Origin of the sequence: Pseudomonas sp. B21-017 (assembly GCF_024749245.1) — a bacterium.
GTDB lineage: Bacteria > Pseudomonadota > Gammaproteobacteria > Pseudomonadales > Pseudomonadaceae > Aquipseudomonas.
Map to the genome: position 1 here is coordinate 233777 of NZ_CP087194.1, position 21946 is coordinate 255722.

General features: G+C 59.9%; 22 protein-coding genes. 6 read left to right on the top strand and 16 right to left on the bottom strand.

Features of this window, described 5'->3' with window-relative positions; translation table 11 throughout:
* Positions 1-29: 29 nt before the first annotated feature.
* The 11 genes from LOY28_RS01005 to LOY28_RS01055 all read right to left on the bottom strand — a co-directional run bounded on the left by LOY28_RS01005 (position 30) and on the right by LOY28_RS01055 (position 11791).
* Positions 30-674 carry a methionine ABC transporter permease gene (locus tag LOY28_RS01005; protein WP_018929342.1) on the bottom strand — a complete coding sequence of 215 codons (645 nt, stop codon included), beginning with the start codon at positions 672-674 and terminating at the stop codon, positions 30-32.
* Entirely contained in the window at positions 664-1785 is a 1122-nt protein-coding gene (locus LOY28_RS01010) for a methionine ABC transporter ATP-binding protein (RefSeq protein WP_111453980.1), read from the bottom strand. The genes LOY28_RS01005 and LOY28_RS01010 overlap by 11 nt, the downstream gene beginning before the upstream one ends.
* Positions 1786-1787: 2 nt before the next feature.
* Positions 1788-2597 (bottom strand): MetQ/NlpA family ABC transporter substrate-binding protein, encoded by an 810-nt coding sequence (locus tag LOY28_RS01015; protein ID WP_258612946.1) that lies wholly within the window; start codon positions 2595-2597, stop codon positions 1788-1790.
* A 174-nt stretch (positions 2598-2771) separates the two neighbouring features.
* The gene (locus tag LOY28_RS01020) at positions 2772-4124 is read right to left on the bottom strand and encodes an LLM class flavin-dependent oxidoreductase (protein WP_258612947.1); all 1353 of its coding nucleotides are present in this window, start codon (positions 4122-4124) and stop codon (positions 2772-2774) included.
* Positions 4124-5317 (bottom strand): SfnB family sulfur acquisition oxidoreductase, encoded by a 1194-nt coding sequence (locus LOY28_RS01025; RefSeq protein WP_258612948.1) that lies wholly within the window; start codon positions 5315-5317, stop codon positions 4124-4126. Before LOY28_RS01025 ends, LOY28_RS01020 begins: the two co-directional genes overlap by 1 nt.
* A 23-nt stretch (positions 5318-5340) precedes the next feature.
* Positions 5341-6582, bottom strand: coding sequence for an SfnB family sulfur acquisition oxidoreductase (locus LOY28_RS01030; protein WP_258612949.1), 1242 nt, complete (start codon positions 6580-6582; stop codon positions 5341-5343).
* A 393-nt stretch (positions 6583-6975) separates the two neighbouring features.
* A complete protein-coding gene (locus LOY28_RS01035) occupies positions 6976-7740 on the bottom strand; it encodes a hypothetical protein (protein WP_258612950.1) in 765 nt (254 codons plus the stop codon).
* 505 nt (positions 7741-8245) lie between these two features.
* Positions 8246-8995: an L-cystine ABC transporter ATP-binding protein TcyN gene (tcyN, locus tag LOY28_RS01040; protein ID WP_007939567.1), complete on the bottom strand. Its 750-nt coding sequence runs from the start codon at positions 8993-8995 to the stop codon at positions 8246-8248.
* 4 nt (positions 8996-8999) lie between these two features.
* Positions 9000-9665 (bottom strand): cystine ABC transporter permease, encoded by a 666-nt coding sequence (gene tcyL, locus LOY28_RS01045; protein ID WP_007939566.1) that lies wholly within the window; start codon positions 9663-9665, stop codon positions 9000-9002.
* Positions 9665-10459, bottom strand: a complete 795-nt coding sequence (tcyJ, locus tag LOY28_RS01050; protein WP_019581730.1) for a cystine ABC transporter substrate-binding protein — start codon at positions 10457-10459, stop codon at positions 9665-9667. The genes tcyL and tcyJ overlap by 1 nt, the downstream gene beginning before the upstream one ends.
* A 339-nt stretch (positions 10460-10798) precedes the next feature.
* Positions 10799-11791 carry a D-cysteine desulfhydrase gene (locus LOY28_RS01055; RefSeq protein ID WP_018929333.1) on the bottom strand — a complete coding sequence of 331 codons (993 nt, stop codon included), beginning with the start codon at positions 11789-11791 and terminating at the stop codon, positions 10799-10801.
* 190 nt (positions 11792-11981) lie between these two features.
* On the opposite strand from LOY28_RS01055, the gene epsC reads away from it, so the two are divergent.
* Positions 11982-12908, top strand: coding sequence for a serine O-acetyltransferase EpsC (epsC, locus tag LOY28_RS01060; protein ID WP_018929332.1), 927 nt, complete (start codon positions 11982-11984; stop codon positions 12906-12908).
* A gap of 427 nt (positions 12909-13335) precedes the next feature.
* Positions 13336-15291 carry a choline transporter BetT gene (gene betT, locus LOY28_RS01065; RefSeq protein WP_204124005.1) on the top strand — a complete coding sequence of 652 codons (1956 nt, stop codon included), beginning with the start codon at positions 13336-13338 and terminating at the stop codon, positions 15289-15291.
* A gap of 14 nt (positions 15292-15305) precedes the next feature.
* On the opposite strand, the gene LOY28_RS01070 is transcribed toward betT, so the two are convergent.
* Together LOY28_RS01070 and LOY28_RS01075 are read right to left on the bottom strand one after the other, a co-directional pair.
* A complete protein-coding gene (locus tag LOY28_RS01070) occupies positions 15306-15566 on the bottom strand; it encodes a hypothetical protein (RefSeq protein WP_018929330.1) in 261 nt (86 codons plus the stop codon).
* 62 nt (positions 15567-15628) lie between these two features.
* Entirely contained in the window at positions 15629-16369 is a 741-nt protein-coding gene (locus tag LOY28_RS01075; RefSeq protein ID WP_019651514.1) for an SDR family oxidoreductase, read from the bottom strand.
* 125 nt (positions 16370-16494) lie between these two features.
* Here LOY28_RS01075 and LOY28_RS01080 point away from each other — a divergent pair, with 125 nt between their 5' ends.
* The 4 genes from LOY28_RS01080 (at position 16495) to mgrA (ending at position 19361) form a co-directional block, all read left to right on the top strand.
* Positions 16495-17385 (top strand): LysR family transcriptional regulator, encoded by an 891-nt coding sequence (locus LOY28_RS01080; RefSeq protein WP_018929328.1) that lies wholly within the window; start codon positions 16495-16497, stop codon positions 17383-17385.
* 128 nt (positions 17386-17513) lie between these two features.
* Positions 17514-17696, top strand: coding sequence for a type II toxin-antitoxin system HicA family toxin (locus tag LOY28_RS01085; RefSeq protein WP_018929327.1), 183 nt, complete (start codon positions 17514-17516; stop codon positions 17694-17696).
* Positions 17693-18157, top strand: a complete 465-nt coding sequence (locus LOY28_RS01090; RefSeq protein WP_008005174.1) for a type II toxin-antitoxin system HicB family antitoxin — start codon at positions 17693-17695, stop codon at positions 18155-18157. The genes LOY28_RS01085 and LOY28_RS01090 overlap by 4 nt, the downstream gene beginning before the upstream one ends.
* A gap of 166 nt (positions 18158-18323) precedes the next feature.
* On the top strand, positions 18324-19361 hold the full coding sequence (mgrA, locus tag LOY28_RS01095; RefSeq protein WP_018929326.1) for an L-glyceraldehyde 3-phosphate reductase: 1038 nt from the start codon (positions 18324-18326) through the stop codon (positions 19359-19361).
* 53 nt (positions 19362-19414) lie between these two features.
* Here the strand turns inward: mgrA and tauD are convergent, their stop codons facing one another.
* From tauD to tauB, 3 genes are read right to left on the bottom strand one after another with little or no spacing between them, the layout of a single operon-like run.
* Positions 19415-20257, bottom strand: coding sequence for a taurine dioxygenase (gene tauD / locus LOY28_RS01100; RefSeq protein ID WP_258612951.1), 843 nt, complete (start codon positions 20255-20257; stop codon positions 19415-19417).
* 39 nt (positions 20258-20296) lie between these two features.
* Entirely contained in the window at positions 20297-21145 is an 849-nt protein-coding gene (tauC, locus tag LOY28_RS01105; protein WP_018929324.1) for a taurine ABC transporter permease TauC, read from the bottom strand.
* A complete protein-coding gene (tauB, locus tag LOY28_RS01110) occupies positions 21142-21936 on the bottom strand; it encodes a taurine ABC transporter ATP-binding subunit (RefSeq protein WP_018929323.1) in 795 nt (264 codons plus the stop codon). The genes tauC and tauB overlap by 4 nt, the downstream gene beginning before the upstream one ends.
* Positions 21937-21946 lie beyond the last annotated feature (10 nt).

The window sequence follows — 21946 nt, forward strand, 5'->3', positions numbered from 1 at the left end:
ATAAGCGCTTTCGCACTTTTGATCTTGATTCAGCGCTTGTTCAACCCCCGCGCCAACCGATCCCCACCCAACTGAATCACCGCCACCAACACCACCAGCAACACAATCACCGTCAACATGATCTGGCTGTCAAAGCGCTGATACCCATATCGATAAGCAATGTCGCCCAACCCACCAGCGCCAATCGCCCCGGCCATGGCCGACGAGTTGATCATGGTCACCAGCGTAATGGTGAAGCCGCCGACAATCCCCGGCAGCGCCTCGGGCAGCAGCACATGCCAGACGATATGCCAGCGTCGGCAACCCATTGCCTGCGCCGCTTCGATCAACCCGTGGTCGACTTCCCGCAGGCTGACTTCGGCGATGCGTGCGAAGAACGGCGTAGCGGCAATAGTCAGCGGCACCACCGCTGCCCAAACGCCATAAGTGGTGCCGACGATCAACCGGGTGAACGGAATCAGCGCCACCATCAAAATCAGAAACGGAATCGAGCGGAACAGGTTCACGAACGCGCCCAGTGCGCGGTTCAGCGCCGGTGCTTCGTAGATCCCGCCCTTGGTGCTGGTGACCAGAATCACCGCCAGCGGAATGCCCACCAACAGCGCGATCAGTGACGACACGCCGACCATCAGGAAGGTATCGATGAAACCTTGCAGCAATCGATCAAACCACATAACCCAGCACCTCCACCTGTTGCGCCCAATGCCCGGCGCGTTGACGTAATTCCTCGGCACCGAGGGACGAACCGGTCACCGCCAGCAGCAATTGACCCAGCGCATGGCCCTGAATCCGTTCCACGCCCCCTTGCAGCAAACGCACGCGGCCACCGAGGGCGCTGAAAAGCGCCGCCAGGTCTGGCTCGTCGCGGGTATTGCCGGTGAATTGCAAGCGCAGGACCACGGCAGCGCCCGAAGACTGCGGCTGTGCCCGCAAGCGGCTTTGCAGTTCATCCGGCAGGCCGTGTTGCAGCGGCGCGAGCAAGGTCTTGCTCACTTCATGCTGCGGGTTGCCGAAGACCTCCCAGACCGGCCCTTGCTCGACGATTCGCCCGTGCTCCAACACCACGACCCGATCGCAGATATCGCGGATCACCGCCATCTCGTGGGTGATCAGCACGATGGTCAGGCCCAGTCGCTGGTTGATCTCGCGCAGCAGGCCGAGGATCGATTGGGTGGTCTCCGGATCGAGGGCCGAAGTGGCCTCGTCGCACAGCAGAATCTCCGGGTCATGCACCAACGCACGGGCGATGCCGACACGTTGTTTCTGCCCGCCGGAAAGCTGCGCCGGATAAGCCTTGTGCTTGCCTTGCAGGCCGACCAGTTCGAGCAATTCACGGACCTTCTGCTCGCGTTTTTCCTTGGGAACACCGGCGACTTTCAGCGGCAACTCGACGTTCTGCCAAACCGTCTTGGCCGACATCAGATTGAAGTGCTGGAAGATCATGCCGATGCGTCGGCGCAGCGCCACCAGACGGTCTTCATCGAACTCGCCGATGTCCACCTGATCGATCAGCACTCGCCCGCTGCTCGGTTGTTCGAGGCGGTTGATGGTACGGATCAGAGACGACTTGCCGGCACCGCTGCGCCCGATGATGCCGAACACTTCGCCGCGTTGGATTGCCAGGTCGATACCGTGCAGGGCCGCCACCGGACCTTGCTGGCCATTGTAGGTTTTACCCAGGCCGATGAAGCGCACGTGGGCGCGGTTCAGCTCGGGGTGGAGCTCGGTGCGTTCAGCACTGTGTGGCTCTGGAGTCTCCAGTCGCCGTTGGATGGCGGCCGTCATGCTCAGCTTTCCCAGCCAGCTTGATAGAGCTTGCCATGGGTCTTATCCAGCGCTGCGCGAACCGCTGGCGAGTGCTGATAGATGTCGACGAATTTGATCAGCCGTGGGTCGGTTTTGCTTTTCGGCTGGATCACGAACTGGATTACGTATTCCTTGTGATCGAGACCGTCGAACAGCAGCGCGGAGCTGGCATCGAAGGTTTTCGACAGGCGAATGTAGGCCGGATAACCCTGGACCAGATCGGCGTCGTCATAGGCGCGTACCAGTTGCACGGCTTCAACCTGAAGGATTTTGATTTTCTTCGGGTTGGCGATGATGTCTTCTTCGGTGGCCTTGTAGCCGACGCCCGGTTTGAGGGTGATCAAGCCTGCCTTGGCTAGCAGTTGCAGGCCGCGACCGCTGTTGATCGGGTCGTTGGCGATGGCCACGCTGGCGCCTTCTGGCAACTGGGCGAAGCTTTTGTATTTCTTCGAATAGAGGCCGACGTTGTTGATGATGCCCGGGGCGAACGGCACCAGATCAAAGCCGGCCGCGGCCTTGGCGTTTTCCAGGAACGGGATGTGCTGGAAATAGTTCACATCGATGTCGCCCGAGGCGAGGCTGACGTTGGGAGCGATCCAGTCGCTGAATTCCACCAGTTCGACTTTCAGGCCTTGTTTGCTGGCTTCCTCTACGGCGGCTTCCAGCGGAATGGCGAAGGCGGCGGTGGTGCCGACTTTCAGCGGCGCGTCGGCGGCGAAGGTGATGGAGCTGAAGAGGCCGAGGGCCAGGGCCAGTGCTTTGACTGGGTGGGATAAGAGTTTTTTGGTCATGATGATTTTCCAGTCAATTGTTTAATGTGCATGCTTTTGTGGCGAGGGAGCTTGCTCCCGCTGGGCTGCGAAGCGGCCCCAAAGCCATTCAATGAGGTCAGTCAGTTGAAACTCGCCAGCAGGTTTTGCGACTGCTGCGCAGTCGAGCGGGAGCAAGCTCCCTCGCCACAGTTTTTAGTGTCGGTAGTGGGAGCCCGTGTGTTGCTCAGGCAAATGCGCGTCACGCTGAAACAGTTTTTCCCGCAGGCTGCCGTCGTCGTAAGCGGTCTTGTATGACCCTCGGCGCTGCAACTCCGGAATCACCAGCTCAATGAAATCCACATAGCTTTCCGGGGTGACGATCCGTGTCAGGTTGAAGCCGTCGAGGCCGGTTTCGGCGATCCATGATTCCAGCTCATCGGCCACTTGCTCAGGTGAGCCGACCACGGTGATGTAGCGGCCACCGAGGGCGTGTTGTTCCAGCAGTTTGCGGCGGGTCCAGTCGTTGTTTTGCAGGTTCTTGGTGGCAGACTGGATGGCGTTGCTCTTCACGTACTGGATCGGTTCGTCGAGTTCGTACTCGGAAAAATCGATCCCGGTGGACGCCGAAAAGTGCGCGACGCCGGCCTCGGCGCTGGCGTAGCTCAGGTATTCGGCATGCTTGGCCCAGGCCAGCGCTTCGGTGGCGCCGACGATCACGTTCAAGCCCATGAACACCTTGATGTCCCAAGGATTGCGCCCGGCCTCGACGGCGCTGGCGCGAACCTTGTCCACTTGAGCCCGGGTCGCCGGTTTGTTCTGGCCGCTGATGAACACGCACTCGGCATGCCGACCGGCGAACAGCAAACCGCGATCGGAGCTGCCGGCCTGGAACAGCACCGGCGTGCGTTGCGGCGACGGCTCGCAGAGGTGATAACCCTCGACCTGATAGAACTCGCCCTTGTGCTCGACCTTGTGCACTTTGTCTGGCTGGGCGTAGATCCGTTGCTCGCGGTCGTTGAGCACCGCGCCGTTTTCCCAGCTGCCTTCCCAGAGTTTGTAGAGCACTTGCAGGTATTCGTCGGCCTGGTCGTAGCGTCGGTCGTGTTCCACCTGCTCGCTGAGGCCCATGGCCTTGGCGGCGCTGTCCAGATAGCCGGTGACGATGTTCCAGCCGACCCGTCCACGACTCAGATGATCGAGGGTCGACAGGCGTCGGGCGAACAGATACGGCGGCTCGTAGGTCAGGTTGGCGGTCAGGCCGAAGCCGAGGTTCTTGGTGACCGCGGCCATGGCCGAGACCAGGAGCAGCGGATCGTTGACCGGCAACTGGATCGACTCTTTGAGCGGCACGTCGATCGAGTTCTGGTAGACGTCGTACACACCGACGATGTCGGCGATGAACAGACCGTCGAACAGTCCGCGCTCCAGCAGTTGCGCTAGCTCAGTCCAGTACTCGATGGTTTTGTATTGGGTGGAGTTGTCCCGTGGATGGGTCCACAGACCATGGTTGATGTGCCCGATGCAGTTCATGTTGAACGCGTTGAGCAGGATCTTCTTTTTGCTCATCAAATGGTCCCCCGCAACGGCGGGTTTTCATCGTTGAGGTAGTAATTGCCCACCGCGTGATACTTCCAGCGCACCGGGTCGTGCAGGGTGTGCACCCGGGCGTTGCGCCAGTGGCGATCGAGGCCGTGCTCAATCAGAGTCGCCTGGCTACCAGCCAGTTCGAACAACGTGCTGCCGGCGGCGAGGGAGATCTCGGTGCTGATGGCCCGGGCTTCGGCAACCGCAATCGACGCGGCGGCGACGGTCTCGGCATTGGTGTCGGCCTGGGCCTGGTCAAGGAATTCGCCGGAGCGCTCCAGCAAGGCTTCGGTGGCGTGCAGGCGAATGCTCAAGTGGCCGAAGCTCTTGATGGTCAGTGGGTCTTCGGTGGCTGTTTCATGCGTGGCGTCGATCCACGGCCGGGTTTTGGTCCGCACGAAATGCAATGCATCTTCATAGGCTGCGCGGGCAATGCCGGTGTCGATCGCGGCGTGGAGAATCTGCGCCAATGGGCCGACAGTGGTCGGGCGTTCGAATGCGCTTTGAAATGGAATCACGTCCTCGGCGGCAACGTAGACATCCTCGAACACCACCGAACCGCTGCCGGTGGTGCGCTGGCCGAAGCCGCTCCAGTCGTCGATGACCGTCAGGCCTTTGCTGTTGTGCGGGACGAAGGCCAGCTGCTGCACGCCGTTTTCATCCACTACTGAGGTGGGGATGCGCTGGGCGTAAATGGCGCCGGTGGCGTAGAACTTGCGGCCGTTGATGCGATAGCCGTCACCGTCGCGGGTCAGGCGGGTGACGCGGTCATGGGCGGTTTTGGTGCCCAGTTCCGCCAGTGCATTGCCGAAACGCTGGCCGGCCAGCACTTCGGCGTACAGGCGTTTTTTCTGCTCATGGCTGCCGTTCACACGGAGCACTTCGAGGGCGTAGAAATGGTTCTGCGGGATCTGCCCCAGGGAGCCGTCAGCCTGGGCGATCAACGCGATCACTTTGGCCAGGGTGGCGTTGGAAACCCCGGCGCCGCCGTATTCCTTTGGCACGCTGATGCCCCAAAGACCCGAACGGGAAAACACTTCCAGTTCCGGGTGCGGCAAACGACGTTCGCGGTCGCGCAGGGCGCTGTCGCGTTTGAAGTCGTCGGCCAGGTCACCGGCGACGATCAGGGCTTGCTCATCGCTGGTAATGACCGCGACGTTTCGAGAAAGAGACATGTGTTTCTCCAGCGATCTGGTCGTTAAATCCAGGAGTGGCGAGCCGGCAACGTGCCGTTCAAGTGATAAGCGCCAACCGCGTGATACTTCCAGCGCACCGGGTCGTGCAGCGTGTGCACCCGGGCATTGCGCCAGTGGCGGTCGAGGTTGAACTCGGCGAGGGTGGCGCGGCTGCCGGCCAGCTCGAAGAGTTTTTCGCTGGCCAGCAGCGAGATCTCGGTGGTCAGCACTTTGGCCTCGGCAACGGCAATCGAGGCGCGTGCCGCAGACTCGGCGGTGAGCGGCGCGGCGTTGACCTGATCGAGCACTTGCCCGGCCTTGCGCAGCAGCGCTTCGGCGGCGTGCAGTTCAATTTTCAGCTTGCCGATATCGGCGATCACGTAGAGGTCGTCGCTGGCCCGTTCGACCTTGGCGTCGATCCAGGGCCGGGCACGGGTTTTCACGAATTCGATGGCGTCATCGATAGCGCCCCGGGCGATGCCGGCGTCGATGGCTGCTTGAATCAGCTGCGATACGGCGCCCTGAGTGTTCGGGCTGTCGTTGATCCTCCAGTTATCCACCACCAACTCGGCGTCGACCCGCACGTTGTTGAGCAAAATGGTGCCGCTGGCGGTGGTGCGCTGGCCGAATCCCGACCAGTCGTCAACGATGCGCAAACCCGGCGTGCCACGACGAACGAAGGCCAACACTTGCTTGCCGTCGTCGTTCAGCGCCTTGACGGCCACCCAATGGGCGAACAAGGCGCCGGTGGAGTAGAACTTCTGCCCGTTGATGACGAAGCTATCGCCGTCGGCGGTGATTCGCGCCTTGAGCTCCAGGGTATTTTTGGTACCGCGCTCCGGCCCCGCGTTACCGATCCGCCAGCCTTCGAGTACGCTTTTGAACAGCTGTTTTTTCTGCGACTCGGTGGCACTGCCCAGTATCAGGTTGAGAATCCCGAACTGGTTCTGCGGGATCTGCCCCAGGGCCGGGTCGGCTGCGGAAATGATCGCGAAGACTTCGGCAACGGTGACGAATGAAACCTGTGGGCCGCCGTACTCACGCGGGATGGCAATGCTGCCCAGGCCGCTGCGGGTGAACTGTTCGATTTCCGACCAGGGCAACTTGCGCTGCTGGTCACGTTTGGCGGCGTGCAGGCGGGCGACTTGCGCCAGCTCTTGGGCAGCCTTGATGGCTTGTGCGTCGTTGCGCAAGACCTGCGCGGGCAACAACAATGGGGCGATGTCCAGATCACTCTGGATGATTGCATCTGCCAGACTGGACATCAGTGCCGCTCCTTGGCTGCACGCAATGCCCTGGCGATTTGCACTGGGGTGATTGTGTTCCGGACCATACCTACCTCACATCTCATGAAAACGCCGCAGGTGTTGCGGCGAACGAAAAACACGAATGTCCGGTGGTCCGGTGTATATACCCTAAACGCGTATAAATAATTAATGAACTAACTTTTAGGAATATGCATAGAAGGGTGGCATCGCCAGGACGGTCGAGCCCTGTGGCGAGGGAGCTTGCTCCCGCGCGGCTGCGAAGCAGTCGCAAAATCGGCCATCACGATTCAATTACACAAACACGTGAGCCAGTTTTGGGGGCGCTTCGCACCCCAGCGGGAGCAAGCTCCCTCGCCACAAAAAGCCCTCATATCGTGCACTACAGGCGCTTCACTTCTTTCGAGGCTCAGCAGCTTTGAGCACTTCTTTGGGCGGCTCTTTCAGGTAAGGATTGGCACAGCCGATTTTCAGTGTGCGTGCCGGTGCCCAGCGCGAGTTGTTACCCACCCGGTCGAGGATGCAGTAGGTCACTTCCAGTCGAAGGTCTTCGCCGGCTTCGAGAATGATTGCCGGTGGCACCCAGACGTGAATCGGCTGACCCACATCGTCGGCCTTGAGTTTGGGCAGGTCCATGCGCACATCGCCCCAGCGCAGGGTGATTTCGTCGTCGGCGGCCATGTTCAGGTAGGGTTCGATGGTCAATGGCACACCGCGCTTGACCTGGTTCGGATTGACCCCCTGACGGCGAATGGTCTCGGGAATGAACACCGGCGCCAGGCTCTGGTTTTCCTCATCGCAAAGGGGCGAGGGCAGGCCGCCGGGGCAATCGAGTTTGATCTGGACGCGCGCCGCCGGTGATATCGCTGGCCCTTGCCCGATCTGCATGACCTTGTAATGGACGCGAGCAGAACCGTTGGCAATGAAGCTTTCCGGCACCCGCAGGCTCACCGCTTTGCCGCCATGGTCTGTCCCCACCAGGCTGGAGGCCACGTAGCAGTTGTTCCAGAACAGCTCGATCAGGTCGCCTTCGTCCATGCCTGGATAAGGCGGCACGTCGATCATTAGATGAGCGGCCGAGGTGATGCTGATGCCGGCCTTGTGAGTTTGCGCCAGGGTCGGGGCTGCAAGGTCGGGTTTGTTCGAAGTGCTTGTCATGGGGTTCTCTCCTTGAAGCCTTACCGCGAAGTCCGTTTCTGAAAGATCGAAAGGCGTGAATTACCAGGCAACAAAACGATTCACTTTTTGTGTATTTGAAGAGTGATCGAGTTTGATGGAAGTCGCTTGTTGGAGACTAGATAAGAGTGGGTTCGAATAGGTGTCAATAGTGTTTATTGGTTAAAGGTTGGTTCTTGGGTTATTCAGAAATCTCCTACGTAGTGCAGTTAATAAACCCTAATGCTCTGTCGAATTTAGTCCAATTTTTGATGGGCTGCATGCCTTGGAGGTGGCAACCCATGGACTGTGGGTGGCGAGGGTTTTTATGGATTCTAAGCGAGATGAATCTGTTGCAGGACATATATATGTACCGCATGGAAGGGTGGAAAGTTATCTATGATTGGAGTTGATCAAGGCGGTCGTTGAAAGCGAATAGAAGATTTTATCAGTCGAGGAAAGTGCCACTTCCATCCATGGAAGTTGACAGTTTTTAGTAGAAATTGAACTAGGCGTTGTTAAGGAACTTGCTGAGAAACTGCTTCGTCCGTTCTTCTTTCGGGTTGGCAAAGAGTGCCTTGGCTTCGCCCTGTTCGACGATCACACCCTTGTCGAAAAACACCACACGGTTGGCCACGTCCCGAGCAAAACCCATTTCGTGGGTGACGATCACCATGGTGCGTTTCTCCTCGGCCAGGCCGCGGATGGTCGCCAACACTTCGCCCACCAATTCCGGGTCCAGCGCCGAGGTCGGTTCATCGAACAGGATCACTTCCGGTTCCATCGCCAGCGCCCGGGCAATCGCCACACGCTGTTGCTGACCGCCGGAGAGGCGTCGCGGGTAAGCGTCTTCCTTGCCCGCCAGGCCGACCTTGGCCAACAGCTTTTTACCCAAGGCAACGGCGTCGGCTCGTGGAATCTTTTTCACCACGATCGGGCCTTCGATAACGTTTTCCAAGGCTGTGCGATGGGGAAACAGATTGAAGTTCTGGAACACAAACCCCACGTGCTGGCGAAGGCGTCGTACCAGGCTCTGCTGCTGGTTCAGGGGGCGGCTGCCATCGATCTCGATGTCACCGACCTTGATCCGGCCGCTGGTGGGTTCTTCCAGAAAATTCAGGCAACGCAGGAACGTGGTCTTGCCCGAGCCGCTGGGGCCGATGATTGCCACCACCTCGCCTTCCTTCACCTGCAGATCGATGCCGTTGAGCACCACCTGACCCTTGAACTGCTTTGTCAGTTTTTCCACGACAATCATTGGGTCAGGACTCCTGGTCGTGCCGATTGACCCGCTCTTCCAACTTGTTCTGCAGGTGCGAAAGCACCGTGGCCAGAACCCAGTAGATCAGCGCGGCGGCAAGATACATGGTGAAAATTTCGAAGGTACGGGCGGTGATCAGCTGCGCCTGGCGGAACAGCTCCGGCACCTGAATGGTGGCCGCCAGCGCGGTGTCCTTGACCAGCGAGATGAAGCTGTTGCCCAACGGTGGCAGGGCCGTGCGCATCGCTTGCGGCAGAATGGCCCGGCGCAGGGTTTGCGCGCGGGTCATGCCGATACTGGCCGCAGCTTCCCATTGGCCGCGCTCGATGGAGCTGATCGCGGCACGCAGGATTTCGCAGGCGTAGGCCGCCATGTTCAGCGAGAAGCCGATCAGGGCTGCCGGCAGCGGATCAAGTTCGATACCCAATTGCGGCAAGCCGTAATAGATCACGAACAGTTGCACCAGCAACGGCGTGCCGCGAAAGAACGACACGTAGATGCGGGAAATCCAGCTCACCAGTTTGAAGCGCGACAGGCGCATCAACGCCAGGCCGAAGCCCATCAGCAGGCCGAAGAACATTCCGCCCAGGCTCAGGATGACCGTGTAATACGCGCCCTTGAGCAGGAAGGGCGCGGAGTCCAGCGCGAGTTGGAAAGCTTCTCCCATTATTGAGTGACGTCAGCGCTGAAGTATTTTTCCGAAAGCTTTTTCAGCGTACCGTCGGCACGCAGCTTGTCGATGGCTTTGTTCACCGCGGCCAGCAGTTCAGGCTCGCCTTTGCGCAGGGCAATACCGGCTTCCTGGCGGGAGAACGCTTCGCCGGCAGCGGCAGTGTCCTTGGCCTTCCTGGCGTATTCCAGCGCGGCCAGGCGGTCGATCAGAATGGCGTCGATGCGGCCGACGCGCAGATCCTGGAACTTGCTCGGGTCATCTTCGTAGGTGCGGACGTCAGCCTTAGGCACATTCTCTTTCACCCACTGCTCGTAGTTGGTGCCCAGGCCTACGCCGACTTTCTTGCCGGCCAGATCGGCGGCGGTCTTGATGGTGTCTTTGTTTTTGGTCAGGGTCAGCGCCTGAATCCCGGAAACGGTGTACGGCTCGGAGAAGTCGTACTTCTTCTTGCGCTCTTCGGTGATGGTCACCTGGTTGATCACCGCGTCCAGACGCTTGGATTCCAGGGCCGCGAGGATGCCTTCCCATTTGGTCGGCTGCAGTTTGACCTTCACGCCCAGCTCTTTGGCCAAGGCTTCGGAGAACTCGACTTCGAAGCCGCTCAGTTTGCCGGCCTCGTCGACGAAGCTGAACGGTGGATAAGTGCCTTCCAGGCCGACGTTGATCACGCCCGCGTCCTTGATCTTTTGCAGTTGCTCTCCGGCAACCGCTTGCCCGAGCAGGCCGGCGCTCAGCGCCAGGCCCAACGAGCCCACCAGCAGATTTCTACGTAGTGCGGAAAAATTCATGACAAGCCCCTGTGTTTTCTTATGGAAGACGCTTAAGGAAAGTTGGCAAATTCGGGATTTGAACGACTGCGATATCCTGCCCTAAAGCAGCTTATGCGTCTCGCTGCAAATTCGCCTGCGGCGCGACTATATGATGGGATTTTTAGATTGGAAAATAATAAATATTAAGTTTGTTATTCTTTAAATGAATATTTGAGGGGTGCATTCCTGTGGCGAGGGGGCTTGCCCCCGTTCGGCTGCGAAGCAGTCGTAATGTCTGCTGACTCGATATGACTGCCGGACACAAGGGGCCGCTGCGCGACCCAACGGGGGCAAGCCCCCTCGCCACAGGACTATCGGCTATAAAAAGTCTTTGTAGGCAAACAACGCCGGCGCTCCACCGGTGTGCAGGAAGATGATCGGGCCCGCATCGAAGCGCTGGCGCCCGATGCCGTCGAGCAAACCAGCCATGGCCTTGCCGGTATACACCGGGTCCAGCAACAATCCTTCCTGGCTCGCCAACAGCTTCACCGCCGCCAGCGTCCCGGCATTCGGCTCGCCATAACGCGGGCCGAAATATTCGTCCCACAGTTCGACTTTGAAACTCGCCGGCAGGCCCACGCCTAACAGCTCGGCAGTGCGTTCGGCGAGGCCCTGGACTTTCGGTCGTTGAGCTTCATCGCTACGGGAAACGGTCACGCCGATGACTGGCAAATCCGGCAGTACTTCGCTCAATGCCAGCGCCAGGCCGCTATGGGTGCCGGCACTGCCGGAAGCCAGGACTACGGCGGCGAATTGCAGCCCGGTGTCCTTGATCTGCTCGGCCAGTTCCAGACCCGCACGGACATAACCCAAAGCGCCCACCGCATTGGAGCCACCAATCGGCACCAGATAGGGTTTCTTGCCGTTGCTGCGCAGACGTGCGGCCAGCGCTTGCAATTGCTCGTCAGCGTTGTCGAGGTTTTCCACCAGTTCGACCTTGGCATCGAACAGGTCCAGCAACAGCCGATTGCCATTGCCGAGGTAGTTGCTATCGTCAGTGCCGAGCGGGTTCTCCAGCAGCGCCACGCAGCCCAGGCCAAGCTTGGCCGCAATGGCGGCGGTTTGGCGTACGTGGTTGGACTGGATCGCGCCAGCGGTGATCAGCGTATCGGCGCCCTGGGCCAGGGCATCGGCGGCGAGGTATTCGAGTTTGCGCAGCTTGTTGCCGCCCAGTGCCAATGGCGTCAGGTCATCGCGTTTGACGTACACATCGCGGCCCAGCCAGGTCGACAGGCGTTCGAGTTTTTCCAGGGGGGTAGGGTGACCGAGCAGGTCGAGGCGGTTAAAACGGGCAAGCTGTTGTTTGATCATGGGTCCGTACTGGCGGAGGAAGATGTCAGGACTATAGGCACGGGTATTTAGTGGGGCAACTGCCAATCGCTTATAGCCAAAAGTATTGTTAACAGCACTATTGGTTCTTAATTCGGCTGCAAGTCGTTGCCGTAAAGTAATCGCCGTCAGCGCGGCCAGACAGTCCGGCCGCCCGTGAGGAGTTTTTACCGTGAGCGAGCGTTCCAGCCATTGGCAATTGCAGACCATCGTCAGCCAACTGCGTACGGCGCGCGACCAGTGGCGCGCACAAAACGGCCGCGCCAGCACCGAGCAGGGCGGTCGCGAGTTGCCGTCCCGAGCGGCCATGGCGGACATTCTCGAAGCCTTGTGCGGTGCGTTGTTTCCGATGCGTCTGGGGCCGGTGGATTTGCGCGAGGAGAGTGAGGACTTCTACGTCGGCCACACGCTCGACGTGGCGTTGAATGCATTGCTGGCTCAGGCGCGGCTCGAATTGCGTTACGTCGCTCGCCACAGTGCCGGGGTCGATTCTGAAGTCGAAGCCAAGGCCATCCGGATCATTCAGGACTTCGCCCTCGCTCTGCCGGAATTGCGCAGCCTGTTGGACACCGACGTGCTGGCGGCCTATCACGGCGATCCGGCGGCTCGCAGTGTCGATGAAGTGTTGCTGTGCTACCCGGGAATCCTGGCGGTGATTCACCATCGCCTGGCCCACCATTTGTACCGCGCCGGGTTGCCGTTGCTGGCGCGGATCAGCGCGGAAATCGCCCACTCGGCCACCGGTATCGACATCCATCCTGGCGCGCAGATCGGTCGCAGTTTCTTCATCGACCACGGTACGGGTGTGGTGATCGGCGAAACCGCGATCATTGGTGAGCGGGTGCGGATTTATCAGGCCGTGACGTTGGGCGCCAAGCGCTTCCCGGCGGACGAAGACGGCCAGTTGCAGAAGGGCCATCCGCGGCATCCGATTGTCGAGGACGACGTGGTGATCTATGCCGGCGCGACGATTCTGGGACGGATCACCATCGGCAAGGGCTCGACGATTGGTGGCAACGTCTGGCTGACCCGCAGCGTGCCAGCGGGGTGCAACCTGACCCAGGCGAATCTGCAGCATGATGACGGGACGCAGAAGTAAGGCTCCCTGATATTTGCTGACTGACATGCAGTCTTCGCGGGCAAGCCTCGCTCCTACAGAATCAGTGTCGATCGGGGACTTGGCGACCGACACAAAATCTGTAGGAGCGAGGCTTGCCCGCGAATGGTTTCAAGCCAAACCGAGATAATGGCATCCAGCTAATTTTCCACAGAACAAATCCCGTAAACCCCGCGTCATACCCTTCCTTGCACTCGCGCAGAAAAGCTACCGCCGAGCCCTGCGATTAGTCCTTAGCACCCTATTCATGTTTAACTTGAACGTTCATTCAAGTTAAACCGGTGGTTCGCCGCCCGCTCACAACAGGAGGCTTGCCTTTGCTGAGTCCGATTTTTACAGCCACGTTTTTCCCCCTCGAGGTGCACCTTTCGTGAGTGCATCGTCCATCCCCGCAAGCGGCCAGGTCCGCATGAATCCGCCGGTGTTTTATTTCGCGGCGACCTTCATTTTGTTGTTCGCCGTCGTGGTCATGGCGATCCCCGAACAGGCCGGTGCCTGGCTGTTGCAAGCGCAAAACTGGGCGGCCAATACGGTCGGCTGGTACTACATGCTCGCGATGACGCTGTATCTGGTCTTCGTGGTGGTCACCGCCTTGTCCGGCTACGGCAAGATCAAGCTCGGTGCCGACCACGACGAGCCCGAATTCAGTTACTTGTCCTGGGCCGGCATGCTGTTCGCCGCCGGGATCAGCATCACGCTGTTTTTCTTTTGCGTGTCCGAACCACTTACGCATTTGGTGCAACCACCGCAAGGCGAGGCCGGTACGGCGGAGGCGGCGCGTCAGGCGATGCAGATTCTGTTTCTGCACTGGGGCCTGCACGGCTGGGGCGTGTTCGCCTTCGTCGGCATGGCGCTGGCCTATTTCGCCTATCGGCATAACCTGCCGCTGGCCCTGCGTTCGGCGCTGTACCCGCTGATCGGCAAGCGCATCAACGGGCCCATCGGTTACGCGGTGGACGGCTTCGGCATCATCGCCACTGTGTTCGGCCTCGGTGCCGACATGGGCTTTGGCGTATTGCACCTCAACTCCGGCCTGGACTACCTGTTCGGCATCGCCCACACCCAGTGGATTCAGGTCGGCCTGATCACGCTGATGATGGGCGCGGCGATCATCGTCGCGGTGTCTGGCGTCGATAAAGGCGTGCGGGTGATGTCCGACATCAACATGCTGCTGGCCTGTGCGCTGCTGCTGTTCGTGTTGTTCGCCGGTCCTACCCAGCACTTGCTCAATACCCTGATCCAGAACCTTGGCGATTACCTCGGCGCTTTGCCGATGAAGAGTTTCGACCTCTACGCCTATGACAAACCCAGCGACTGGCTGGGCGGCTGGACGGTGTTCTACTGGGCCTGGTGGATTGCATGGTCGCCGTTCGTGGGCCTGTTCATCGCGCGGATTTCCCGTGGCAGGACCATCCGCGAATTCGTCTTCGGCGTGCTGTTGATCCCGCTCGGTTTCACCCTGGCGTGGATGTCGATCTTCGGCAACAGCGCCATCGATCAAGTTCTCAATCACGGCATGAGCGCGCTCGGCATGTCGGCCATCGACAACCCGTCGATGACGCTTTACCTGTTGCTGGAGACCTACCCGTGGAGCAAAACCGTGATCGCGGTCACGGTGTTCATCAGCTTTGTGTTCTTCGTCACCTCCGCCGACTCCGGCACCGTGGTGTTGTCGACCTTGTCCGCCAAGGGTGGCAATCCCGATGAGGACGGGCCGAAATGGCTGCGAGTGTTCTGGGGCGCGATGACGGCACTGGTGACCAGCGCACTGCTGTTCTCCGGCAGCATTGATGCCTTGAAGTCGGCGGTGGTGCTGACCTCGTTACCGTTCTCGATGATTTTGCTGCTGATGATGTGGGGCCTGCACAAGGCGTTTTATCTGGAGTCGCAGAAGCAGATCGCGCAATTGCATTCCCTGGCGCCGGTGTCCGGTTCGCGACGCGGTGGATGGCGTCAGCGCTTGAGTCAGGCGGTGCATTTTCCGTCTCGGGATGAGGTCTATCGCTTCCTTGATACGACGGTGCGCCCGGCGATCGAGGAAGTGACCGCCGTGTTTGTCGAGAAGGGGTTGCACGTGGTCACTCAGCCCGACCCGGCCAACGACAACGTTAGCCTGGAAATCGGTCACGGCGAACTGCATCCGTTCATCTATCAGGTGCAAATGCGCGGCTACTTCACACCGTCCTTCGCCCGTGGCGGCATGGGTTCCAAGCAACTCAACAACCGTCGCTACCACCGTGCCGAAGTGCATTTGCGCGAGGGCAGTCAGGACTACGATCTGGTGGGTTACACCAAGGATCAGGTGATCAACGACATCCTCGACCAGTACGAACGGCACATGCAGTTTTTGCATTTGGTGCGTTGATCGACCGGTGGCGCTCAGGTCTCGCTGCTCAACACCATGAACAGCACCAGTGCCGCCACCGGTACGCCGAACACCGCGCTGCCCACCACCAGTTCCGCGCTCAACGGTTGGCCAGCGTTGACCATTCCGACTGCGCCGTTGATCAAGGTCAACGCCAGCCACAGCACGACAAAGCTGTAGGCCAGGGTCTGACGAGAGAAACCGATTTTCTCGCCGATGAACAGCATCAGTGCCAGCAGGATCAGGCCGAAGAAGATGATGATCGTGGTGTGCATGATGCGTTCCGTCCTTCAGATGTGTGCTGCCTTACGGATTCAGCCCAATACATCGAGCATAGTTAAACCAACCCGCCGTTAACGCGCAGGATTTGCCCGTTGACCCAGGCCGAATCCGGGCCGACCAGGAAGGACACGACGCGGGAGATGTCTTCTGGCTGAGCCAGGCGTTCCAGCGGTGGCATCTTGGCGAAGGTCTGGATCTGTTCTTCGCTCTTGCCGTGCAGGAACAGGTCGGTGGCGACCGGGCCCGGGGCCACGGCGTTGACGGTGATGTTGCGACCGCGCATTTCCTTGGCGAACACTTGGGTCAGGGATTCCACTGCCGCCTTGCTGGCGATGTACACCGCATAGCCCGGCAGGTTCATGCCGACGGTGCTGCTGGAGAAGTTGATGATCCGGCCACCACTGTTCAGGCGCGTTGCCGCTTCACGCAGAGTGTTGAAAGTGCCGCGAGCGTGGATGTTGAAGTTCTGGTCGAACAGTTCGTCGCTGTGTTGCGCCAGCGGCAGCACTTTGAGGATGCCGGCGTTATTGACCAGCACGTCGACCTTGCCCAGTTGGGTTTCGGCTTCGTCGAACAGCCGGCGTACATCGTCGGCGTTGGCCACATCAGCCTTGATCGCTATGGCCCGGTGACCGGCCTGACGCAGTTTTACCACCAGTGCCGACGCCACGGTGGCGCTGTTAGCGTAGTTGATGGCGACGGCGAAACCCTGGGCGGCCAGTTGCTGGGCGATCACGGCACCAATGCCGCGGGAGGCGCCGGTCACGATGGCAACTTTCGAAGTTTGAGTAGTCATGGCGTTGATTCCTTGGAGTGGCTGGGGTGTGGAGCCAGATTCACATGTTTACTCAGGGTGATAGATGCACGAGAGTTGCCTTTACTGTTCAATAATCGCCAACAATCGATCGTCAGGAGCGCCGTATGGATCAAGTCAAGGCGATGAAGGTTTTCGTGCGGATCTACGAGCGCAGCAGCTTCACGCTGGCGGCCGATGACCTGAACCTGCCGCGTGCCACCCTGACCCATACGCTGAATCAGTTCGAAGCCTGGCTCGGCACCCGTTTACTGGAGCGCAGCACGCGCAAGGTCCGTCCTACGCTGGATGGCGAGGCGTACTACTTGCGTTGCGTGCAGTTGTTGGCAGAACTGGAAGAAGCCGAACTGGCATTTCGCGGCGTTGCGCCGAAAGGCCGATTACGGGTGGATCTGCATGGCACGTTGGCCAAACACTTTGTAATCCCGGCGTTGCCGCAATTCATGGCGCGCTACCCGGACATCGAACTGTCCATCAGCGAAGCCGACCGCTTCGTCGACCTGATCGCCGAAGGCGTTGATTGCGTGTTGCGCGCCGGCACCTTGGGCGATTCGGCGCTGATCGGTAAACGTGTCGCCAACCTGCGCCAGATCACCTGCGCCAGCCCGGCATACTTGCGTAAGTACGGCGAACCGAAAAACCTCGAAGACCTGAAAAACCACCGCGCGGTGAACTACGTTTCGCGCACCACGGCCAAGCTGTTTCCATTCGAGTTCATGGTGGATGGCGAGCTGAAAGAAGTGGCCATCGATGGCGCGTTGTCGGTGTTCGGCGCGGAGATTTATGCGGCCTCGGCAATTGCCGGATTGGGGCTGATTCAGTGCCCGCATTACCGAATGGAAACGCAGATTGGCCAAGGGTTGGTGCAGGAAATCCTCACCGACACACCGCCGCCGTCGATGCCGGTTTCGGTGTTGTATCCGCATAACCGACACATGTCGCCACGGGTTCGGGTGTTTGTGGATTGGTTGGGGGAGGTGTTTGCGGGTGCCCGGTAACCGATGGTCTGCGAGCAATCTGGCCTGCTTGTGTTCGGCTAATATTTATCAGAGTGTGTATCGTGTGTATTGAAGGTGTGATCATCGCGTAATGTGCTCAGCAGATGCTGCCCACAAGGACGAAGGTGATGCGAAGTCGGGAAATGATCAGGATGATCGAGGAGGATGGTTGGTATCTGGTGGCCGTGAAAGGTAGCCATCATCAGTACAAGCACCCGTGTAAGTCAGGCAGGGTGACGATAAAACACCCTGATTCGGATCTTCCAAAAGGCACGATCAACAGCATATTGAAACAGGCGGGTCTGAAATGAGGCCCGACATCGGAAACGAAAGCCTCGAAGGGGCCACATCACAGGAAGGACTCATCGAAATGAAATTCCCGGTCGTTCTGCACAAGGATGCCGACTCAGAATACGGAGTGATTATCCCGGACGTGCCGGGATGCTTCTCCGCAGGCGCTACAGTGGCGCAGGCATTTGAAAACGTGAAAGAAGCGTTGGCTTTGCACTACGAAGGTCTGGTCGCCGATGGTGATCCACTTCCGCAGGTGCGTGAAATTGACGCTCATCTTGATAACCCTGATTACGCTGGCGGTGTGTGGGGTGTGGTCGAATTCGATATCACACCCTATTTCGGCAAGTCGGTGCGCTTCAATGCCACGCTTCCTGAGCAGTTGCTTGAGCGTATCGATCAGACGGTCAGACGAGATCAGCGATATAGCTCAAGGTCTGGCTTTTTGGCGGCTGCCGCGCTACGTGAGTTGTCGGCGTAAGTGTTGGGCGTGGATATCGACTCTATGGGGGAACTCAGTTTTTCATAATCTATGAAACGTTTCAGCAATTAGTCGAATCCGGGGTTTCCTGGCGTTTGTCTGGGCGTATGCTGGGCAGCTTGCAAAGCAGTCGATACCCCATTCAAGACCCACAAGAGAGGATTCGATGACCTACACCGCTGCCGAAAACCGCTACGATTCCATCCCTTACCGCCGCGTAGGTCGCAGCGGACTGGTGCTGCCGGCACTGTCGCTGGGCCTGTGGCACAACTTCGGCGACAGCACGCCGATCGACACCCAGCGCTCGCTGCTGCGCACGGCGTTCGATCTGGGCATCAACCACTTCGACCTGGCCAACAACTATGGCCCGCCGTACGGCAGCGCCGAGATCAACTTCGGTCGTTTGCTGCGCGAAGACTTCAAGCAGTACCGCGATGAGCTGATCATCTCCAGCAAGGCCGGTTGGGACATGTGGCCCGGCCCTTACGGCCAGGGCGGCGGGTCGCGTAAATATGTGCTGGCCAGCCTCGACCAGAGCCTGCAACGCCTGGGCCTCGATTACGTGGACATCTTCTATTCCCACCGTTTTGACCCGGACACCCCGCTGGAAGAAACTGCCAGCGCACTGGCCACCGCCGTGCAACAGGGCAAGGCCTTGTACATTGGCATCTCGTCTTACTCCGGGGTGAAAACCCGGGAAATGGCCGCGTTGCTCAAGGAGTGGAAAGTCCCGCTGCTGATCCACCAGCCGGCCTACAACCTGCTCAATCGCTGGGTGGAAAAGGACCTGCTGGATGTCACTGACGAACTCGGTACCGGCGTGATCGCCTTCACGCCGTTGGCGCAGGGCCTGTTGACCGACAAATACCTCAACGGCATTCCGAAGGATGCGCGGGTCAATCGCCCGGGCGGTGATTCATTGCAGTCCTCTCACCTGTCCGAAGCCAACATCGCCCAAGTGCGGGCGCTCAATGAGATCGCCAAGCGTCGTGGTCAGAGCCTGGCGCAACTGGCGTTGGCCTGGACCCTGCGCGATCCACGGGTGACCTCGGCGCTGATCGGCGCGAGCCGGCCGGAGCAGATCATCGAGAACGTCGGGGCGCTGAAGAACCTGAGTTTTAGCGTGGAAGAACTGGCGGAGATTGATCGATTTGCCCAGGAGGGCGGGATCAATCTGTGGGAGAAGCCTTCGATGGCTGAGTAACTGAGTACTGTTCGTTCCCATGCAGAGCGTGGGAACGATCGGGAACTGGCGGCTCAACGAAAAAACGGCACATCCCCCAACACCGTCGCCCGCTGCATCACCCGCCGTGCCGGGCGGTAATCATCCACCGCGTAATGCTGGGTCACGCGGTTATCCCAAAACGCGATGTCGTTTTTTTGCCAGCGCCAGCGAATGGTGAAGTCCGGCCGTGTGGTGTGGGCGAACAAGAACTTCAGAACTGCTTCGCTCTCGGTTTCCGACAACTCATTGATCTTCGATGTGAAGCCCTCATTGACGAATAACGACCGGCGCCCGCTCACCGGGTGTGTACGAATCACCGGGTGTGACAGTGGCGGGTTCTTGCGCCGGGCTTCTTCCCACTGGGCCAGCGCCTCCGGCGTGTTGCCATAGCGCTCCAGTGGAAACGAGCGGGTGAAATCGTGAGTGGCGGTCAGCCCCTCGAGCAAGGTTTTCATCGGCGCGGACAACGCTTCATACGCCGCAATGCCGCTGGCCCACAGGGTGTCGCCGCCAAACTCCGGCAGCAACTTGGCGCTGAGCACCGCGCCCATCGCCGGGGTCGGCAGGAACGTCACATCGGTGTGCCAGATCGCGTTGTCCCGCACGTCGGTGACGGCGGTGTCGAGGATCAGCACTTCCGGTTGTTCCGGCACGTTCGGGTAGATCGGATGAATATGCAGGTCGCCGAAATAAGCGGCGAATCGCGCCTGTTGCTGTGGTTCGATCGGCTGGTTACGGAAGAACAGCACCTGATACTTGAGCAGCGCCTGCTCGATGGCGGCGCGTTGTTCCGCGTTCAGCGGCTGACTGATGTCGACGCCGCTGATTTGCGCGCCGAGGGCGCAGCTTAAAGGGACGATAGTCAGGTGGCTCATGGTGGTTCTCTTCAATCCGGGGTGTCGACACATGAATATTCAGTGAGCCTGGCCATGCCACGGCACCAGTTTGCGCTGCAGGGCGCGCAGGCCCATCTCCATGGCGAAGGCGATCAGCGCGATCACCAGAATCCCCAGCACCACCACATCAGTGACCAGGAACTGCGCCGCCGACTGCACCATGAAGCCCAAACCGCTGGTGGCAGCGATCAACTCGGCAGCCACCAGCGTCGACCAACCCACGCCCAAGCCAATGCGCACACCGGTCAAAATGTCCGGCAAGGCACTGGGCAGAATCACATGGCGAATCAACTGCGCCCGAGTCGCACCCAACGACTGCGCGGCGCGCAATTTCGCCGGGTCGACGGTGCGCACGCCGGTGGCGGTGGCGATGGCTATCGGGGCGAAGATCGCCAGGTAGATCAGCAACACTTTCGACAGCTCACCGATGCCGCACCAGATCACGATCAGCGGCAAATAGGCCAGGGGCGGAATCGGGCGGTAAAACTCGATCAGCGGATCGAGAATGCCGCGAGCAATGCGGTTGTGGCCGATGGCAATGCCGATCGGCACCGCGGTCAGCACCGCGAAGCCCAGGCCCAAACCGATGCGGCTGAGGCTCGCGCCCAGGTGCTGCCACAAGGTCGAATCCATGTAACCGCTGGTCACCAGCAACCAGCCTTTTTGCAGCACGGCGGAGGGGGGCGGCAGGAACAGTGGTTCGATCAAACCGGTGGCGGTGACGGCCCACCAGATCGCCAACAGCGCGATCAGTGTCAGCACGCTGATCCAGCGGGTGCTGATACGGCGGCGTAGCGCGATCACCGCCGAGCCCTTCACCTTTGAACCGGGTTTTACCGTTGCGGCGGGAATTCCATAGCTGCTCATGCGTGCTCCTGCCGCTGGACGGCACTGCGTTGGGAGAACACTTTGGCGAGCACGTGTTCGCGGGTTTCGATAAAACGCGGGTCGGACTTGATCGAGCGCGCCGATTCACCTGCGGCGTAACGTTGGCCAAAATCCAGGCTCAGGCGCTCGACGATTTGCCCGGGATTCGGCGCCAGCAGAATCAGGTCGGTGGCGAGGAACACCGCTTCTTCAATATCGTGGGTAATCAGGAACACCGGTTTGGCGGTGCGTTGCCAGACTTGCAGCAGCAGCTCCTGCATCTGTTCGCGGGTGAAGGCATCCAGGGCGCCGAAGGGTTCGTCCATCAGCAACACCCGAGGGTCGGCGGCGAGGGCGCGGGCCAGGCCGACACGTTGTTTCTGCCCGCCCGAGAGTTGCCAGATGCGGCGGTTTTCGAAACCGGAAAGGTCTACCAGCGCGAGCATTTCCCGGGCGCGCTGTTCACGTTTTTCCCGCGCGGCGCCGGCCAGTTCCAGGCCGAAGCCGACGTTGGCCAGCACGTCCTGCCAAGGCAGCAGGGCGTCGTCCTGAAACACCACGCCGCGCTCGGCGCTCGGGCCTTTGACCGGCACGCCGTCAAGGGTGATGCGCCCGGCGCTGGGCTCGACGAAACCGGCAATCAGGTTCAACAGCGAAGTCTTGCCACTGCCGGAAGGGCCGAGGGCGACCAGCAACTGCCGGGGCCCAAGGCTCAGGGAAATATCCGCCAGCACAGGTTCCGCTGCACCGGGGTACTGTGCGCTGATGCGCTCCAGCTGTAGCAAAGCCATCGCGGTTAAC

Bases quoted from the DNA above. Each gene is read 5' to 3' on its own strand.
- LOY28_RS01005 (WP_018929342.1), bottom strand. From the start codon at position 674: ATGTGGTTTGATCGATTGCTGCAAGGTTTCATCGATACCTTCCTGATG.
- LOY28_RS01010 (WP_111453980.1), bottom strand. From the start codon at position 1,785: ATGACGGCCGCCATCCAACGGCGACTGGAGACTCCAGAGCCACACAGT.
- LOY28_RS01015 (WP_258612946.1), bottom strand. From the start codon at position 2,597: ATGACCAAAAAACTCTTATCCCACCCAGTCAAAGCACTGGCCCTGGCC.
- LOY28_RS01020 (WP_258612947.1), bottom strand. From the start codon at position 4,124: ATGAGCAAAAAGAAGATCCTGCTCAACGCGTTCAACATGAACTGCATC.
- LOY28_RS01025 (WP_258612948.1), bottom strand. From the start codon at position 5,317: ATGTCTCTTTCTCGAAACGTCGCGGTCATTACCAGCGATGAGCAAGCC.
- LOY28_RS01030 (WP_258612949.1), bottom strand. From the start codon at position 6,582: ATGTCCAGTCTGGCAGATGCAATCATCCAGAGTGATCTGGACATCGCC.
- LOY28_RS01035 (WP_258612950.1), bottom strand. From the start codon at position 7,740: ATGACAAGCACTTCGAACAAACCCGACCTTGCAGCCCCGACCCTGGCG.
- tcyN (WP_007939567.1), bottom strand. From the start codon at position 8,995: ATGATTGTCGTGGAAAAACTGACAAAGCAGTTCAAGGGTCAGGTGGTG.
- tcyL (WP_007939566.1), bottom strand. From the start codon at position 9,665: ATGGGAGAAGCTTTCCAACTCGCGCTGGACTCCGCGCCCTTCCTGCTC.
- tcyJ (WP_019581730.1), bottom strand. From the start codon at position 10,459: ATGAATTTTTCCGCACTACGTAGAAATCTGCTGGTGGGCTCGTTGGGC.
- LOY28_RS01055 (WP_018929333.1), bottom strand. From the start codon at position 11,791: ATGATCAAACAACAGCTTGCCCGTTTTAACCGCCTCGACCTGCTCGGT.
- betT (WP_204124005.1), top strand. From the start codon at position 13,336: ATGAATCCGCCGGTGTTTTATTTCGCGGCGACCTTCATTTTGTTGTTC.
- LOY28_RS01070 (WP_018929330.1), bottom strand. From the start codon at position 15,566: ATGCACACCACGATCATCATCTTCTTCGGCCTGATCCTGCTGGCACTG.
- LOY28_RS01075 (WP_019651514.1), bottom strand. From the start codon at position 16,369: ATGACTACTCAAACTTCGAAAGTTGCCATCGTGACCGGCGCCTCCCGC.
- LOY28_RS01080 (WP_018929328.1), top strand. From the start codon at position 16,495: ATGGATCAAGTCAAGGCGATGAAGGTTTTCGTGCGGATCTACGAGCGC.
- LOY28_RS01085 (WP_018929327.1), top strand. From the start codon at position 17,514: ATGCGAAGTCGGGAAATGATCAGGATGATCGAGGAGGATGGTTGGTAT.
- LOY28_RS01090 (WP_008005174.1), top strand. From the start codon at position 17,693: ATGAGGCCCGACATCGGAAACGAAAGCCTCGAAGGGGCCACATCACAG.
- mgrA (WP_018929326.1), top strand. From the start codon at position 18,324: ATGACCTACACCGCTGCCGAAAACCGCTACGATTCCATCCCTTACCGC.
- tauD (WP_258612951.1), bottom strand. From the start codon at position 20,257: ATGAGCCACCTGACTATCGTCCCTTTAAGCTGCGCCCTCGGCGCGCAA.
- tauC (WP_018929324.1), bottom strand. From the start codon at position 21,145: ATGAGCAGCTATGGAATTCCCGCCGCAACGGTAAAACCCGGTTCAAAG.
- tauB (WP_018929323.1), bottom strand. From the start codon at position 21,936: ATGGCTTTGCTACAGCTGGAGCGCATCAGCGCACAGTACCCCGGTGCA.